General features: G+C 54.0%; 21 protein-coding genes. 10 read left to right on the top strand and 11 right to left on the bottom strand.

Annotated elements, in window-relative coordinates:
- Window positions 1-2: 2 nt before the first annotated feature.
- The 7 genes from ABF287_RS01850 to pyrC form a co-directional block, all read right to left on the bottom strand.
- Window positions 3-455, bottom strand: a complete 453-nt coding sequence (locus tag ABF287_RS01850) for a paraquat-inducible protein A (protein WP_347183323.1) — start codon at window positions 453-455, stop codon at window positions 3-5.
- A gap of 91 nt (window positions 456-546) precedes the next feature.
- Window positions 547-1,296, bottom strand: a complete 750-nt coding sequence (locus tag ABF287_RS01845) for an ABC transporter ATP-binding protein (protein WP_347183322.1) — start codon at window positions 1,294-1,296, stop codon at window positions 547-549.
- On the bottom strand, window positions 1,293-2,084 hold the full coding sequence (locus ABF287_RS01840) for an ABC transporter permease (RefSeq protein WP_347183321.1): 792 nt from the start codon (window positions 2,082-2,084) through the stop codon (window positions 1,293-1,295). Before ABF287_RS01840 ends, ABF287_RS01845 begins: the two co-directional genes overlap by 4 nt.
- The gene (alr, locus tag ABF287_RS01835; protein WP_347183320.1) at window positions 2,081-3,121 is read right to left on the bottom strand and encodes an alanine racemase; all 1,041 of its coding nucleotides are present in this window, start codon (window positions 3,119-3,121) and stop codon (window positions 2,081-2,083) included. Before alr ends, ABF287_RS01840 begins: the two co-directional genes overlap by 4 nt.
- 78 nt (window positions 3,122-3,199) lie before the next feature.
- The gene (locus ABF287_RS01830; RefSeq protein WP_347183362.1) at window positions 3,200-4,672 is read right to left on the bottom strand and encodes a replicative DNA helicase; all 1,473 of its coding nucleotides are present in this window, start codon (window positions 4,670-4,672) and stop codon (window positions 3,200-3,202) included.
- 369 nt (window positions 4,673-5,041) lie between these two features.
- Window positions 5,042-5,722, bottom strand: a complete 681-nt coding sequence (locus tag ABF287_RS01825; protein WP_347183319.1) for an orotate phosphoribosyltransferase — start codon at window positions 5,720-5,722, stop codon at window positions 5,042-5,044.
- Window positions 5,723-5,747: 25 nt separating this feature from the next.
- On the bottom strand, window positions 5,748-6,788 hold the full coding sequence (gene pyrC / locus ABF287_RS01820) for a dihydroorotase (protein ID WP_347183318.1): 1,041 nt from the start codon (window positions 6,786-6,788) through the stop codon (window positions 5,748-5,750).
- 171 nt (window positions 6,789-6,959) lie between these two features.
- Between pyrC and ABF287_RS01815 the strand changes: the two genes are divergently transcribed.
- From ABF287_RS01815 to ABF287_RS01795, 5 genes are all read left to right on the top strand, one after another.
- Complete coding sequence (locus ABF287_RS01815) at window positions 6,960-7,784, top strand: urease accessory protein UreD (RefSeq protein WP_347183317.1); 825 nt, start codon at window positions 6,960-6,962, stop codon at window positions 7,782-7,784.
- Window positions 7,785-7,793: 9 nt separating this feature from the next.
- Entirely contained in the window at window positions 7,794-8,096 is a 303-nt protein-coding gene (locus ABF287_RS01810) for an urease subunit gamma (RefSeq protein WP_347183316.1), read from the top strand.
- Window positions 8,097-8,113: 17 nt separating this feature from the next.
- Window positions 8,114-8,419, top strand: coding sequence for an urease subunit beta (locus tag ABF287_RS01805; protein ID WP_347183315.1), 306 nt, complete (start codon window positions 8,114-8,116; stop codon window positions 8,417-8,419).
- 136 nt (window positions 8,420-8,555) lie between these two features.
- Entirely contained in the window at window positions 8,556-10,268 is a 1,713-nt protein-coding gene (gene ureC / locus ABF287_RS01800; protein ID WP_347183314.1) for an urease subunit alpha, read from the top strand.
- A gap of 56 nt (window positions 10,269-10,324) precedes the next feature.
- Window positions 10,325-10,585 carry a hypothetical protein gene (locus ABF287_RS01795; RefSeq protein WP_347183313.1) on the top strand — a complete coding sequence of 87 codons (261 nt, stop codon included), beginning with the start codon at window positions 10,325-10,327 and terminating at the stop codon, window positions 10,583-10,585.
- A gap of 104 nt (window positions 10,586-10,689) precedes the next feature.
- Here ABF287_RS01795 and ABF287_RS01790 read toward each other — a convergent pair whose 3' ends face one another.
- Window positions 10,690-11,022: a hypothetical protein gene (locus ABF287_RS01790; RefSeq protein WP_347183312.1), complete on the bottom strand. Its 333-nt coding sequence runs from the start codon at window positions 11,020-11,022 to the stop codon at window positions 10,690-10,692.
- A gap of 75 nt (window positions 11,023-11,097) precedes the next feature.
- Entirely contained in the window at window positions 11,098-11,427 is a 330-nt protein-coding gene (locus ABF287_RS01785) for a hypothetical protein (RefSeq protein WP_347183311.1), read from the bottom strand.
- Window positions 11,428-11,501: 74 nt separating this feature from the next.
- On the opposite strand from ABF287_RS01785, the gene ABF287_RS01780 reads away from it, so the two are divergent.
- The 3 genes from ABF287_RS01780 to ureG are packed head-to-tail and all read left to right on the top strand — an operon-like array spanning window position 11,502 to window position 13,350.
- The gene (locus tag ABF287_RS01780) at window positions 11,502-12,017 is read left to right on the top strand and encodes an urease accessory protein UreE (protein WP_347183310.1); all 516 of its coding nucleotides are present in this window, start codon (window positions 11,502-11,504) and stop codon (window positions 12,015-12,017) included.
- Window positions 12,018-12,045: 28 nt separating this feature from the next.
- A complete protein-coding gene (locus tag ABF287_RS01775; RefSeq protein ID WP_347183361.1) occupies window positions 12,046-12,684 on the top strand; it encodes an urease accessory UreF family protein in 639 nt (212 codons plus the stop codon).
- Window positions 12,685-12,732: 48 nt separating this feature from the next.
- Window positions 12,733-13,350, top strand: a complete 618-nt coding sequence (gene ureG / locus ABF287_RS01770; RefSeq protein ID WP_347183309.1) for an urease accessory protein UreG — start codon at window positions 12,733-12,735, stop codon at window positions 13,348-13,350.
- Between the two features lie 25 nt (window positions 13,351-13,375).
- On the opposite strand, the gene ABF287_RS01765 is transcribed toward ureG, so the two are convergent.
- Window positions 13,376-13,591 carry a hypothetical protein gene (locus ABF287_RS01765; RefSeq protein WP_347183308.1) on the bottom strand — a complete coding sequence of 72 codons (216 nt, stop codon included), beginning with the start codon at window positions 13,589-13,591 and terminating at the stop codon, window positions 13,376-13,378.
- Window positions 13,592-13,844: 253 nt separating this feature from the next.
- Between ABF287_RS01765 and ABF287_RS01760 the strand changes: the two genes are divergently transcribed.
- A complete protein-coding gene (locus ABF287_RS01760) occupies window positions 13,845-14,117 on the top strand; it encodes a DUF2312 domain-containing protein (protein ID WP_347183307.1) in 273 nt (90 codons plus the stop codon).
- A gap of 103 nt (window positions 14,118-14,220) precedes the next feature.
- Here the strand turns inward: ABF287_RS01760 and ABF287_RS01755 are convergent, their stop codons facing one another.
- On the bottom strand, window positions 14,221-15,090 hold the full coding sequence (locus ABF287_RS01755; RefSeq protein WP_347183306.1) for a hypothetical protein: 870 nt from the start codon (window positions 15,088-15,090) through the stop codon (window positions 14,221-14,223).
- Window positions 15,091-15,342: 252 nt separating this feature from the next.
- Here ABF287_RS01755 and ABF287_RS01750 point away from each other — a divergent pair.
- A partial coding sequence (locus ABF287_RS01750) for an ABC transporter permease subunit (RefSeq protein WP_347183360.1) occupies window positions 15,343-16,355 on the top strand: 1,013 nt, incomplete at its 3' end.

Raw genomic sequence — 16,355 nt, 5'->3', positions numbered from 1 at the left:
GATCAAGCGACTTTCACATCGCCGCGCTTTTTCTTGGCAAAAATACTCAAACCCAAGGACGCCAATACGCAGCTTGTGAACAGGTAAAGCCCCCATGCCACTTCAACACGTCCCACGCCCAAGCCCTTGGCCACGGTGACGTAAATGGCGATCAAAAACACATCGGCCATCGCCAAACGACCCAAATGAAACAGATAAGGTTTGAAGCGCGCAGGCAGACGGTCCGTCAACAGCGCTTCCAAGGTCAAAACCTTGGCGATCGGCGCAATCAATGCAAACACAACAACGACGAGCGCCAGCAAAACGTCGGTGCCCCAAAGGCTTTGAATGCCGGAGATCACCGAAATTTCACGCAATCCGAACAACGGCAAAAGCCCCGCGCGAAGCAAGGGCGCCATCCAAGACACTGGAAACAAAATCAACAAAGATAAATTCAAAAGCCGCGCAAAAGTCATAAGTCACAGGTGGTCGTTATGTGTCCCCCTGTCAAGTTTGGCTCGCTTGGCCATATTTGAAGCGGGCCGTGACATTCGCACATTCTTAGGCTTATCTGAGCGTCTCGATCGGCCCGTTTGGGGAGCCTGTGATGAACTGCTGCAAGTAGGGGTCTTGGCCGGAATCCATCTCTGCAACAGGCCCCGTCCAGCGAATTTTGCCACCGTGCAACATAGCAATCGTGTCTGAAATGGCGCGTACCGAGGTCATGTCATGGGTGATCGTCATCGCTGTCGCCCCCATTTCCACAACGATTTCGCGGATCAAGTCGTTGATGACGCCTGCCATAATCGGATCAAGACCCGTGGTCGGCTCATCAAAGAAAATGATCTCGGGGTCGGCCGCAATCGCGCGCGCCAAGCCTACGCGTTTTTGCATGCCGCCCGAAAGTTCTGCAGGAAATAGATCTGCGACATCAGGTGACAAGCCCACGCGGCGCAGTTTCTCAATGGCGATTTCACGTGCTTCATTGTGCGGGCGCTTGAGTGCTCCGCGCAGCAAGCGAAAGGCCACGTTTTGCCATACAGGGATCGAGTCGAACAAAGCGGCGCCTTGGAACAGCATGCCGAATTTGGACAAAAACGCATCGCGGTCACCCGTGTGCGCCACATCTTCACCATCGACTTTGATCACGCCTTGATCAGGCGTAATGAGCCCCAAAATACATTTGAGCATCACGGATTTCCCCGTGCCCGACCCGCCAATGATCACAAGGCTTTCACCGCGCGCAACGTTGAGGTTGACGCCGCGCAGGATGTGCTTCGACCCAAAGGATTTATGGACGTTTGAAAGCTCTATCATGCTGAGAAAAACGCCTGTGTCAGAAGGAAGTTGGCCGCGAGAATAAGGATGGCTGCGGCCACAACCGAAGATTTCGTCGCACTGCCCACGCCTTGCGCGCCGCGTCCAGAATTCATGCCGTAATAGCAACCCATCAACGTGGCGATAAAGCCAAACACGGCCCCTTTGGCCAGTGACGAAATGACGTCAATCGGCTCTAGAAAGTCGACGGTGTTTTTCAAATAGGTTGCAGAGTTGAACCCAAGCGATTGCGTCGACACCAGCCAGCCGCCGTAGATCCCGATGATGTCGCCGATGCCCACCAAAAGCGGCACCGTCAGCAGGCCGGCCAAAACGCGCGGCACTGTTAGATATTTCATGGGATGTGTGGACAGGGTGACCAAGGCGTCGATCTGTTCGGTGACTTTCATGGTGGCAATCTCGGCGGCGACAGATGCTGTCACGCGGGCTGCGATCATAAGACCAACCAAAACGGGGCCAAGTTCGCGCACCATACCGATGGCCACGATCTGCGGTACAACCGCTTCTGCAGAGAACCGCGCACCGCCAGAGTAGATTTGCAACGCCAAAGCGCCACCGGTGAAGAATGCGGTAAGCCCCACCACTGGCAAAGACAAATATCCCACGTTCAGCAATGCTTGCACAAATTCACGCAGATAGAACGGCGGGGTCACCATATGACGCAAGGTGGCCAGCGCAAACATCGTCAAACGGCCCAGTCCGGCCAAAGCGCCCAAAACAGCACGTCCAAGTGCCGCCAATGGGTGCGTTATGATGCCTGCACTCATCCGACGTATCTCCGGTTATAGCGGCGGCCCAGCGAGGTCAAAACCTCATAGCCGATGGTGCCGCCAATATCCGCCAAATCATCCACGGTTTGGTGTGCGTTCAAAATATCAAGGGAGCGGGGCGTGTGATCCAAATGGGTGACATCCACCGTGATCAAGTCCATCGATACGCGCCCCAAAAGTGGGCAGGGCGTGTCCGCATCAAACAAAACCGATTGATTGGAAATGTGCCGTGTGATGCCATCGGCATAACCGGCCGCTACAGTGGCCACGCGGGACGGCACCTCTGCGGTCCACGAATTGCCATAGCCCACGGTTTCGCCAACCGCGACATCGCGAATTTGAATGATCGGACATTCCACCCGCACCACAGGCTCGGCCTCTTCAAAGGGCAAACCGCCGTAGAGCCCAATACCCGGACGTGTCAGGTCAAAATGAAACTCCGACCCAAGCAAAATGCCGCCCGTGGCCGACAAGGCGCGTGGCGCGTCAAGACCATCGGTCATGCGGTGAAATTCGCCCAATTGTTGAGCGTTCATCGGGTGATCTGGTTCATCAGCGCAAGCAAGATGCGACATGATCAGCATCGGCTTTTTCTGCATCACCAAGTCGCGCACCGCATCCCATTCATTGGCTTCCATGCCCAGCCGGTTCATGCCCGTATCAAGCTGCACACCAAAAGGATGCCCCGGCAATGCTTCAAAATGGCGGGTAATCTGATCCAACGAGTTGAGCATAGGCGTCAACTGCATGTCAGAAATCATATCGGCATCGCCGGACATATGGCCGCCAAACACACAGATGCGCGGGCTCGGCCCGACGGCTTCACGCAGGATCACGCCTTCTTCAGCTGCGGCGACGAAAAACGTCTTCACGCCAGCTTTCATCAAGGCGCGGCCAGCTTTGCCCGCACCGATGCCATAGCCATCGGCTTTGACAACAGCGGCTGTTTCAACAGAGTCAGCTGATTTTGCATCCAATGCGCGCCAGTTGTTCGCTAAAGCGCCGAGATCGATATGTAGTGTAGAAGTGCCCATAGACGTGTTTTGACGAACGATGAAGTCAGGCGCAAGCCCGAAACCACCGCAGCCAGTGCTCCTTAAAACAAGATTTACCTAGTACTCTTCTGCGTCGGGCAGGTGATGTTCGTAGGCCAAGTTGCCAAAACGGGTGAATTCGGCCGTAAACGACAGCGTAACCGTGCCAATCGGACCGTGACGCTGTTTGCCCAAAATCACTTCGGCTTTGGCGTGCAAACGTTCCATTTCCTCTTGCCATGCAGCGATGGCTTCGTGGTTGTGGTCGTCAGGTTTCTCACGCTCTTTGTAGTATTCGCCGCGGTACACAAACATCACCACATCGGCATCTTGCTCGATCGAACCAGATTCCCGCAAATCCGAAAGCTGTGGGCGTTTGTCGTCACGGCTTTCCACCGTCCGCGACAGCTGCGACAGCGCAATGACAGGGATGTCCAATTCCTTGGCGATGGCTTTCAGACCCATCGAAATTTCGCCGATCTCTTGCACACGGTTGCCTTGGGTGCTTGGCGTGCCACGCACCAGCTGCAAATAGTCGACGATCAAAACATCAAGACCATGGGTGCGCTTGAGGCGTCGTGCACGCGCTGCCAGCTGCGCAATCGGCAACGCAGGCGTGTCATCAATATACAGAGGGCAGGTTTCCAACGTTTTCGCGGCCTCAATGAGACGGCGAAACTCGTCTTCTTCCATGTCACCCTGGCGAATTTTATGCGACGAAATCTCGGCTGCTTCCGCCAAAATACGCGCCGCCAATTGTTCGGCGCTCATCTCAAGCGAATAGAACCCGACGACGCCACCAGATACGGCGCCTTCTTTGCCGTCAGGCAAAACGCCCTTTTTGTAAGCCTTTGCGACGTTGTACGCGATGTTGGTCGCGAGCGAGGTTTTACCCATCGACGGACGACCCGCCAAGATGATCAAATCCGACTTGTGCAAACCGCCCATCTTTTTGTCGAGATCAAGCAAACCTGATGAAATCCCCGCCATGCCGCCCCCGCGCTCATAGGCAGCATTGGCGTTGAGCACCGCTTGGGTGACCGCAGACAGGAACGATTTGAATCCCGTTTCCGACTTGCCTTGTTCAGACAAGGAATACAGCTTTTGCTCGGCGGCGACGATTTGCTCGGTGGGTTCGCGAATTTCCAAACCACTTGCTGCTGCACCAGCAATCTCATTGCCCAATTCGATCAGCTGACGGCGGATAAACAGGTCGTAGATCAGCTGCGCGTAATCTCGCACGGCATAGGTTGAAATCGCAGACGCCGCCAAACGCGCCAGATACGCTGGGCCGCCCAATTCTTGCAGACCATTGTGGTCTTCCATGTACGCCTTAAGCGTCACAGGGGAGGCCAGCATGTTTTTCCCGATGCGTTCCGCCGCTTTTTCATAAATGTCGCGGTGCACGGGGTCGTAAAAGTGGTCCGGCACGATGATCGAGGCGATCTTGTCGTAAACATCGTTGTTGGTCAAAAGCGCGCCGAGCAACTGTTGTTCAGCCTCGGTGTTGTGCGGCAAGGTCCCGTCGTAAGACGAAATCACCGTCCCCATTTGGCCCGCCACAGCCTTTCCTGTTTCTGGAACAGAAGGCACGGCTTCGCCTATATCCGGCACGTCAGTGTAACCTGGATCATCGGAAGTCTGCGGGTCATTGAGTGTGGCGGTATCGTCATTCATCCGGTGAGGTTCCTGTCGCTGGCCCGAATTGGCGTGGTTCGCATCTTGTAGCGAACCGCATGCCATTGGATCAAACTGTATGTTTTGTGGATAACTTATAGAATACAAAATGTAGCGGCGCAAATGGCGTAGCTACCTAGATATTGATGAAAGGCTCAGAAAAAAGTTGAACGCCGCCAAATTAGGCGACGTTCATATATGTTCTAGCGATCTGCATAGGGCGATCCGCCATGCGCGCAGAGTTTAGCTCTTTTTGTTGGCTTCTTGCCATTCGCGTGGCGCGTTGAGGAATTTCTCAACTTCTGCCAAGGTTGCCTCATCAAAGGCTTTTTGCAGTTTGGCTTCGGCCAAAACGTCCCACCAAGTGCACAAAGAATGCAACTGCACGCCGTGTTCGCCCAATGTCTTTTCAGTTTCAGGGAAGATGCCGTAGTAGAAAATCACAGCCGTGTGGCCACAGGTCGCGCCTGTGTCGCGGATCGCGTCAACAAAGGACAATTTAGATCCGCCGTCTGTTGTCAGGTCTTCCACCAACAACACGCGTTCGCCTTCGGTCATTTTGCCTTCGATGCGGGCGTTGCGGCCATAGCCTTTGGGCTTTTTGCGCACGTAAGTCATTGGCAAAGCAAGACGTTCTGCAACCATCGCCGCAAATGGGATGCCCGCAGTTTCGCCACCTGCGATGTTGTCAAAGGCTTCGAACCCTGCATCGCGCATCACAGTCACGGACAACCAGTCCATCAAGGTTGAGCGAATACGCGGGTAGGAAATTAACTTGCGACAATCCACATAAGTCGGGCTTGGCAGGCCAGAGGCCAGTGTGAACGGCTCTTTCGAGTTGAAATCTACAGCTTTGATCTCAAGCAACATCCGCGCCGTGAGGCGCGCGATTTCTGTTGAGTCAGGAAAAGAAGAAGGGATCATGGCAGTGTCCTTGGTATCTTAAATCTTAGGCTTCGACAGACCAATGCAACGGCATCAGCGGATCGAAGACGGTGACGGGGCCATCTGGTGTGGCGATGTTCTTTGGGTAGTCAACTGCAGCACCTTTGCGCAGCGTGATCGTGCCCTCATTGACGGGCAAGCCGTAGTGATTTGGCCCGTTGAGCGATGTAAAGGCTTCAAGGTTTTCAAGCTTGCCTTCCGCTTCAAATACTTCCGCCAAAATCGACAGAGTATTCGTGGCGGTGAAACAGCCCGCACAGCCGCAGGCGTTTTCTTTGAGGTGATCCAGATGCGGTGCAGAATCTGTGCCCAAGAAAAAGCGTTTGTCGCCAGAGGTCGCCGCCTCAACAAGCGCCAAACGATGTTCTTCGCGTTTGGCAACTGGCAGGCAGTAGTAATGCGGTTTGATGCCGCCGACCAAAATGTGGTTGCGGTTGATGACAAGGTGGTGCGTCGTGATTGTCGCGCCCAGACCCTCATCCGCAGAACGTGCATAATCCACACCGTCTTTGGTGGTGATGTGTTCCATCACGACTTTCAAATTGGGATTGGCGCGGCGGATTGGGTCCAAAACCGTATCAATAAATACAGCCTCGCGGTCGAAAATATCGACATCCGCGCTGGTCACTTCGCCGTGCAGACATAGCGGCAGGCCGATCTCAGCCATTTTTTCCAACACGGGGCGCACATTGTCGAAATTGCGCACGCCAGAATTGGAATTGGTTGTCGCACCCGCAGGATACAATTTCACCGATTTTACCAAGCCACTTGCATGGGCCGCTGCCACATCGTCTGCGTCCGTATCTTCGGTAAGATAGAGCGTCATCAACGGCTCAAAATCTGACCCATCGGGCAGGGCCGCCAGAATGCGGTCGCGATATGCGGCGGCATCTGCACCTTTGATCACAGGCGGAATAAGGTTCGGCATGATGATCGCACGGGCAAAATGACGCGCAGTTTCAGGCAAGACGGCTTGCATCATTGCGCCGTCGCGCAGGTGCAAATGCCAATCGTCGGGGCGGCGGAGTGTGAGTGTATCGGTCATGCTGTTCGCATAGCGCGTCTTGGGCAAAAGTGCCAGTGGTCCGGTCACATATTGGGTGCCTATTTTTTGAGCGAACGGGCAAAAAATGCAGCGCTGCCATCGTAAACCCTTGGCCCAAGCATTGTGACTGTCCTGTTTAAGTCGTTAGTTTGATGGCGAACGGAGCCCCAAATGCTAGACGCCACCCTCGTAACTCCCCCTCAAAACATGCAGCGTGTGCGTGGGCGCGGTCACGTGGTGTTTGGCCCGAATGGTCTGAAAGATCTGCATCAATCTGGATCTGCCAAAGCGATGATGCCGAAAATTCACACCGGCGTGCCAGAGGTCGTGTTTTTGAACACCTCCGGCGGACTGACAGGTGGCGATCGGCTGGATTATACGCTTGAGGCGCAAGACCACACCACTTTGATTGGTACTTCGCAAACCGCAGAACGCGCCTATGCGTCGACCGCGACATCTGATCCCGCGCAGGTGCGGGTGAATTTGATCGCAGGGCAGGGCACGTCGCTGGAATGGCTGCCGCAAGAAACAATTTTGTTCGAAAAATCACGCCTTGCGCGCAGCACCAACGCCAAACTGGCGGGGGATGCGCGGTTCTTGTTTGTCGAATCTCTGGTGCTTGGCCGCGCAGCTATGGGTGAAACGATTGAGACACTGCATCTGACGGATCGTCGTGACATCTTTCGTGCGGGACGGCGCGAATTTCTGGAACCGCTTGAACTGAACGCGGACATTCTGGCCAAACGCGAGAGTGCTGTCACGCTTGGTGGCATGCGCGCGTTCGCCACAATCGGCCTGTTCGATCAGGGCGCTGAAACCTTGGCCGACATTCTAAAACCACTGAGACAAGAGGGCGTTATCGCCGGCGTGTCGGGCTGGAACGGCAAACTCATCATTCGTGCGATGGCCAAAGATGGCTATCCGCTGCGTCGCTATGTGGCGCAAGTTTTGACGAAAATCCGCGGTACTGAGTTGCCGCGCGTATGGCAAGTATAAGGACTGACCATGAATCTAACGCCTCGGGAAAAAGATAAACTGCTCATTTCAGTGGCTGCCATGGTGGCACGTGGGCGATTGGAACGGGGGGTGAAACTCAACCACCCCGAAGCGATTGCCCTGATCACTGACTTTGTTGTCGAAGGTGCGCGCGACGGCAAAATGGTGTCTGAATTGATGGAAACTGCCGCCCATGTCGTGACCAAAGACATTTGCATGGAAGGCATTTCCGAGATGATCCACGACGTGCAAGTCGAAGCCACATTTCCTGACGGGACCAAATTGGTCACCGTGCATCACCCCATTCGCTGAGTTTGAAAGGACAATTCATGATCCCTGGAGAATACTTCATTGAAGATGGCGAGATCGAGCTGAACGCAGATGCGCCTGTCACCACTTTGGAAGTGTCCAACACCGGCGACCGCCCCGTGCAGGTCGGCTCGCACTACCATTTCTTTGAAACCAACGAAGCCTTGTCTTTTGACCGCGATGCGGCGCGGGGCCAACGTTTGGACATCGCAGCCGGTACAGCCGTGCGGTTTGAACCGGGCCAGACCCGCGAAGTCAAATTGGTGCCACTGTCTGGCAAGCGCGAAGTTTACGGATTTAACTCCAAAGTTTCGGGCGCGTTATGATTGACCTCACGGGCATGCTTCATCAAGGCAGATCAAGTCGATCCCTGATTGCGTATGCCTGCATGGCCACACTCACCGAACGCTGCACATCACACATGCGTGCCGCACACGAAGACCACTAAAGAGGACCTCCCCCATGCCTGCAAAAATTTCTCGCGCCACTTATGCCGATATGTTTGGTCCCACAACGGGCGACAAACTGCGCTTGGCTGATACGGATTTGATCATTGAAGTCGAACGCGATCTCACAGGGCCGTATGGCGAAGAGGTCAAATTTGGTGGCGGCAAAGTCATCCGCGATGGCATGGGACAATCGCAATTGTCACGCGCCCAAGGCGCCGTTGATACGGTGGTCACCAATGCGCTTATCGTCGATTCAACTGGCATTTATAAGGCCGATATCGGCCTGAAAGGCGGGCGCATTGCGGGTATTGGCAAAGCGGGCAACCCTGACACGCAGCCAAATGTTGATATTATCGTAGGCCCTGGCACCGAAGTTTTGGCGGGCGAAGGCCGGATCATCACCGCGGGCGGTTTTGACAGCCACATCCACTTTATTTGTCCGCAACAGATCGATGATGCACTTCACTCTGGCCTCACCACAATGCTTGGTGGCGGCACGGGGCCTGCGCATGGCACCTTGGCGACCACTTGTACGCCGGGTCCGTGGCACATCGAACGCATGATGCAAGCGCTGGACGCTGTGCCGATGAACATTGGTCTTGCCGGCAAAGGCAACGCGTCACAACCGCAGGCTTTGGTCGAAATGGTTGAAGCTGGGGCCTGTGCGATGAAACTGCACGAAGACTGGGGCACAACGCCTAGCGCGATTGATACCTGCCTGACAGTGGCCGATGATATGGACGTCCAAGTGATGATCCACACCGACACATTGAATGAATCGGGTTTTGTGGAAAACACGGTTGCAGCCATGAAAGGCCGTACAATCCACGCCTTCCACACCGAAGGGGCAGGCGGCGGACACGCGCCGGACATCATCAAAGTGGTGGGCGAAGAGCATGTGATCCCAAGCTCGACCAACCCGACGCGGCCCTACACGGTGAACACGCTGGAAGAACACCTCGACATGCTGATGGTTTGTCACCACCTCGACAAATCTATTCCTGAAGATGTCGCTTTTGCCGAAAGCCGTATTCGCAAAGAAACCATTGCTGCTGAAGACATTCTGCACGACATGGGTGCATTCTCGATCATCGCGTCAGACAGTCAGGCGATGGGGCGTGTCGGCGAAGTGCTGATCCGTACTTGGCAAACCGCTGATAAGATGAAGAAGCAACGTGGACGTTTGCCAGAGGAAACAGGCGAAAACGACAACGTGCGGGTAAAGCGTTACGTTTCGAAATACACCATCAACCCTGCGATTGCCCATGGGATAAGTGCTGAAATCGGCTCCATCGCTGTTGGTAAACGTGCCGATTTGGTGATGTGGTCCCCTGCGTTCTTTGGTGTGAAACCGGATATGGTTCTGCTCGGTGGGTCGATTGCTGTTGCACAAATGGGGGATCCAAATGCGTCCATTCCAACGCCGCAACCTGTGTACACGCGCCAAATGTTTGGTGCGATGGGGCGTGCTGTTGAAAACTCGGCGGTTCTTTTCGTCTCAGAAGCCGCGCAAGCCGCAGGCGTGGCCGCGAAATACGGTTTGGCGAAATCGACATTGGCGGTCAAAAATACCCGCAATATTGGCAAGTCCGATATGGTGATGAACGCTGCAAAACCACAGATCGAGGTCAACCCAGAGACCTATGAAGTGCGTGCCGATGGGGAGCTATTGACCTGTGAGCCCGCTAAGGAATTGCCCATGGCGCAGCGGTACTTCATGTTCTGATGGGGGTACCAGACCAACTTTTCACAGCACTGGCGCAATCGCAAAAAGGTGCTCAAATGACGTCAGACAAAGGCGTTTTGACGTTTGACTATGATGGTCAAGCCTTTGCTGCGTTGACACAAAAAGGGCAGGGTTTGTTGAAGCTCGAGGCACCGCAACATGCCGCGTTGGTTTCGCTTTGCCCGAAGGGCGTGTCGGCAGACCAGATCGACGGTTGGACCAGCGTTACGTTTAAGGCCATGGAGGCGGCCTTATTGGCCGATTATGTTGGGGCAGCCTACCGGACCGTGGCGCCGAAAGCTCGACTCGTATTTTGATGACCTACTTGGAATTTCCCAATGATGGCAAAAAACCCAACGCTCTTCGCCGCGCGGGATTTGCACCGCATGGCAACCATTGCGATGCGGCTTGGAAACGTCTGCTAGTGAATTTCCACAGCCTGCGCGGACTTGCCAGCAAACCCTGCAAAGGTCGAATGCCGATTGATGTCTTCATGCGGTTCAATGGTAACCGTGGTCACTTTGCGCATCGAATAAAACCGCGCGTCGTTCAAGATGGCTGCAGGCAATTTGGAGATGTCAAAAACTTCGTGGGTGGTTTCATCGACCACAACATCACCTGCAAATCCCACAAACGGGCCGGTGTTCTGAAGCTGAACAAACTGCGCGACAAGCGCGGTCTCGCGGGCGCGCAGCTCAGAGATTTTGGCGCGAATACCCGCAAGTTCATCGACGGGAGAGTTTGGCATAAACATGATCTGTATCCTTCTGGATTGAGTGTTGAGGCATGCAATTCCGCAGCCCTAAAGCGAGTGCACATCAAGACGGCTTTAATTGCGTCCTTTGATGCGTCGGCGTGTAAAAAAGTCGGTGGTGTCAACGACGTCAGGACCCTTGGTGGCCTCCACAAGCGCGTCAACTTTGGCTTGCAACGCTTCGGCCGCTTGCAGCGCCGCATCGTCGGTCGCGACAGGCAAGGGGCTATCGGCTTGGCTTATGGCGATTTCGATATCCTCTTCGATCAAGTCCCCCATAGGAAAGAGCGCGATAAAATCCGTTGCACGCATCGCGGAAGGCGTCGGAATTTGGTCCGCCGTTTTGGCGATTTGGTGCGTATCAAGCGGCGACAGGTGTTTGGGTGGCGGCAGCTTTTTTGTCATGAACCGACTCTCCTTGGCGCCCATTTGACCGCGAGTCGGTTAACATTTTCCGAATTTCAACGATGGAGTGCGATATGAGTTTGCAAAAATCCTACGAAGTTGTCTCAGCTGCGCACGCACAGGGTCATGTTGCGTTAACCTATGACCAAAGATTGCTGCGCCGTAAAAAATTGACGATGGCGACGGGCGAAGCTTTTTATGTTGATCTGCCCAAAACGATCTCGGTAAGTGCGGGGCAGGGGTTCTTGTTGGAAGACGGGCGGGTTGTTGCAATTGACGCCGCTGAAGAGGAACTTTTTGCCATCACAGGGTCTGATATGTTGCGCTATGCGTGGCACATCGGCAACCGGCACACGCCATGCGCCTTGGCGCAAGATCAGCTGGTGATCCAGCGTGATCCGGTGATCAAAGCGATGCTGTTGCAATTGGGGGCCGAGGTGCGTGATATCGTTGCGGCGTTTACACCAGAAGGTGGTGCTTATGGACATGGCCGTACGATGGGGCATGACCATGGGGATCACAGCCATGATCATAGTCACGATCACGACCATAAGCATAGCCACACACATGAGCACAGCCACGATGACTGACATCCCCAACAGCGCGCCGGCAGACCCAATGACCAATACTATGGATTTATTGACCCTGACACAGTGGATGTCGCCTGCGTTTCCTTTGGGCGCCTTTGCCTATTCGCATGCGCTGGAATTGGCGATTGCTGAGAAGGCTGTCACAGATGCCGACAGTCTTGAGGTTTGGGTGTCGGACACGCTTAAATTTGGGGGTGGAAAGGTTGATGCCGCACTTTTGGCGATGGTACTTGCGGGCGAGGATATCGGCACTGTTTCTGATCTGGCCGAAAGCCTTGCGGGGACGCGGGAGCGGTGGATGGAAACCTTTGAGCAAGGATCTGCCTTTGTCCGTACCGTGTCGCAAATGGGAGGGGCTGAGATCGCGCCTTGTGCTTTACCTGTGGCAGTGGGGCAGGCGGCGCGCACGCTGAACTTGCCGAATGAGACGGTTATCTCGTTGTATTTGCACAGCTTTGCGGCGAACCTTGTGAGCGCGGCTGTGCGGTTTGTCCCGCTGGGTCAAAGCGCAGGACAACGTGTTTTGGCGCAATTGCACGCGACAATCAAAGCGCAATCAAGTGCCGCGATTGGCGCGACGATCGAGAGCTTGAATACCAGTGGATTTGCTGCAGATTTAAACGCTGCGCGCCACGAAGATTTGGACGTGCGGTTGTTCAAAAGCTGACAACGGCGACACGATTTTAAACCGGTTTTTACGACGGAGAACAAAACGATGACGTCAAAAAATGGACCTTTGCGTGTGGGCATCGGCGGGCCAGTTGGAGCGGGAAAAACCACGCTGACGGGGGCTTTGGCAAAAGAATTGTCCAAGCGATATTCGGTTGCGGTAATCACCAACGACATTTTCACACGAGAAGATGCGGAAGCCCTGATGCGGCAGCAAATTTTGCCGCTTGAGCGCATTCGTGGCGTCGAAACTGGCGGGTGCCCGCACACAGCTATTCGAGAGGACGCGTCGATCAATTTGGCAGCGATTGCAGATTTGACCGACAAAATACCAGATTTGGACGTGATCTTGATCGAGAGCGGCGGCGACAACTTGGCGGCCACTTTTTCACCTGAGCTGGCGGATTTGACGATCTATGTGATCGACACGGCGGCTGGACAAGATATTCCGCGCAAAAAGGGCCCCGGATTGACGCGCTCAGACATGCTTGTGGTCAACAAAATCGACTTGGCGCCTTACGTCGGTGTCGATGTGGCGCAGTTGGAGCGCGACACCCAAACCGCACGCGGGGCGCTGCCATATGTGATGGCCTCTGTGCGTGCTGGACGGGGCGTTGATGAAGTGTGCGCCTTTGTCGAAGAAGACGGCGGGTTGGCCGTCTAAAACGGCGGTCAGTTTTGGTCTGATTTTAAGACAAAATGATGCCAATTGTGACTGCGCCCAAGCCAATCGCGGAGACCATCAAAGCCACCATGTTGAGTGCGACCACTTTTTGTAGGCGGGCGCTGATTTCTTCGTCTGTGCCGCCGAGTTTTTTGGCTTTGAGAGCCTGAAGGATGCAATACCCCAAGAGGGCAACGCCGCCCAAAGTTAAAACCACGCCAGCGATGATGAGCATTTCCATTGCATGTCCTTTAATCTGTGTTGCGGTCGCGTAGCGCGTTCGGGGTTTTTGTGCAAGTTTTAAGCTGTCAGACCAGTCTTTCCGCTGTCCTCAACTTGGAATTTTTGCACAGATGCATCATCACGCAACTTCCCGCCGCTGTCTGTCGGCTTTGCCGCGTCCATGTCTTGCCATGCCCGAGCAGGGGCGCTAGGGATCAGATCAAATTAGGAACTGGCGATATTGCCGCAGATTTTGAGAAAAGGTGCTCATCATGATTGAAGACAACACCCCATCGGGCCCTGACGCCACGTACCGTGTGACCGCAGACGAATTGCGCCAGTTTGTCGAACGCTTTGAGCGTTTAGAAATGGAAAAGAAAGACATTGCGGATCAGCAAAAAGAAGTGATGGCTGAAGCCAAGGGGCGCGGCTATGACACCAAAGTTTTGCGCAAAGTGATTGCGCTGCGCAAGAAATCAACCGACGAAATCGCGGAAGAAGAAGCGGTTTTGGAAATGTACAAAGAAGCGCTTGGCATGAGCTAACGCCATGAATGTGCGTGGGTTGTTTTCGCGCGCGTTATAGAAAATAGAAGCGGCCTGTGACGGATGCGTTCCGTGATAGGCCGTTTTGCGTATAATTGCTTTGCTACGGCTGAATAAATTTCACGCCAGGTATGCGCTCGATATCAAAAAGATCGTCTTCATAGCGCTCTGTCAGGCGTTGCACCAGATCGTCTGTCCAGCCAGGTAGATTGATTTCTTGTTCGATCGCCTCGATATTGACGAATCTTTCCAAGTACGTTGCCACAATTTCATGATACTGGGCTTGGCTGTTGGGTTGGTGTGTGTGCAAATATGTCCGCAGCTGTCGCATACCGTCGCGTGTTATGATTGGTAAAAGAACATCTAAACCACCATCCATTGGGATGGAGGTATCCAACCCCGAAAACTCGCGCAAGACTTGTTCCCAAATGATCGGCGTGTCTTCGTAAGCGAACACTGTCACCGGAACCTCGGGCAGTGTCGCGCGAATGGAATTGATCACATCAGACCACCGCACCTCATCCAGATTGGTCTTGCCGATAAATTTTCCATATTCGTCCGGCTTTGCGCAAGCGGTCGGGATAAGCGTCGCTGGATTGCGCACGCCAAGGACAAATTCAAGCGTACTGTCTGGAAAAACATTTCGAAGTGCCTTCAATCGGCTACTGGCTTTTGAATAAAGTTGATTGCGTTGGAAAATGGCCGCGCGGTAGCACAGCAAGTTGTCAAAGCTCAGAACAAGACGATCGCAATCTTCAAAATCCGCCAGCTCTTCGATGAACATTTCTTCGGTCTCAGGCGTCGCGCGGCTGTCTTGCATGCGTTTCAGAAGCTCGGGCAAAACCAATTTGTATCGATTGCGTGGCGGTACAATGATGCCGTGTTCTTTGAGTTTGACGGAATTCTTTGCAAGACTTCGAATAACTGTATCATTGTGAGTGTGATGTGAGCCGATATGAACGGAAATAATCATAAAAGTTTTAGGCCCATATTTTTTCGTGTGGTCTTAGCTGCGTGATCAAAGACGTGTTGATATTTTCTCGTTCAGTATATGCGCTTTTCTGGACAGGGAAACCGGTTTCGCGTATGCGTCTCGATAATGACCAACGAAATTACTCAACCACAGCTTGATCCTGAAACTCGGCGCGCGACCGAAGGCCAGTCAGAAGCCAAAAAAGTGCCCTTAAAGCGCGTGAACCGTCCAAGCATTTGGTCGGTTGGTGCGATGTTGATTGTGGCGATGGTTTTGATGCCCATCTTGTCGGTCCTTTGGATTGCATTGCATCCAACAGAAAATATTTGGCCGCATTTGCTGGCCACCACCCTACCGCGCTATGCGATGACCACTGCACTTCTAACGATTGGTGTGGCGGGTCTGTCAGCCTGTGTTGGAACAGGGGCCGCTTGGCTCGTAACCATGTACAGGTTCCCCTTGTCGCGTCAGTTGGAATGGTTGCTCCTGTTGCCATTGGCGATTCCTGCCTACGTTGGCGCGTATGCACTGGTGGATTTTCTGGAGTATGCAGGCCCTGTTCAAACAACTTTGCGTAGCGTGTTTGGATGGCATTCAGCGCGTGATTACGCGTTTCCCGAAATTCGTTCCCTTGGTTCGGCAATAATTGTTTTGTCAGCGGCACTAACACCTTATGTATTCTTGCTCGCACGGGCAGCCTTTCGTGAGCATTCAGGGTCGATCTATGAGGTGTCTCGGGCGCTCGGGGCAGGGCCCTTTGCGCGGTTTTGGCGGGTCGGTTTGCCCATGGCACGTCCTGCAATTGCAGCAGGCACGGCCATCGCAATGATGGAAACCGTTTCGGACTATGGCACAGTGTCGTATTTTGCCGTGCAAACCCTAACAACCGGTATATTTTCAACCTGGCTTGAAGGCGGGAATGCTGGCGGTGCTGCGCAAATTGCATCAGTTGTCCTGTTGGTGGTTTTGTTGCTGCTTGCGTTTGAAAAATCGTCTCGCGGCAAGGCGCGCTATCATAGTGGCGCACGGCACCCTCGACCAATTTCAGCGATTCATCTGACAGGTTTCAAAGCATGGCTGGCATTGGCGGCCTGTGCTGTGCCCTTCTTGATTGGCTTTGTGTTGCCTGTTGGGGTGATCTTTGTTCATGCCTTTGGTGAGCCTGATCAATGGCTCGCGCCCGGTCTTGTGTTGGCATTCAAAAATACGCTGACAGTTGCGGGGCTCGCTGCTTTGATCACGGTCACGGCTGCTTTGTTTATGGT

Source organism: Pacificibacter sp., from assembly GCF_039769035.1.
Taxonomy (GTDB): Bacteria; Pseudomonadota; Alphaproteobacteria; order Rhodobacterales; family Rhodobacteraceae; genus Celeribacter.
The sequence above is the reverse complement of the archived record's forward strand: the minus strand, read 5'-3'. Positions and strand labels throughout refer to the sequence as shown.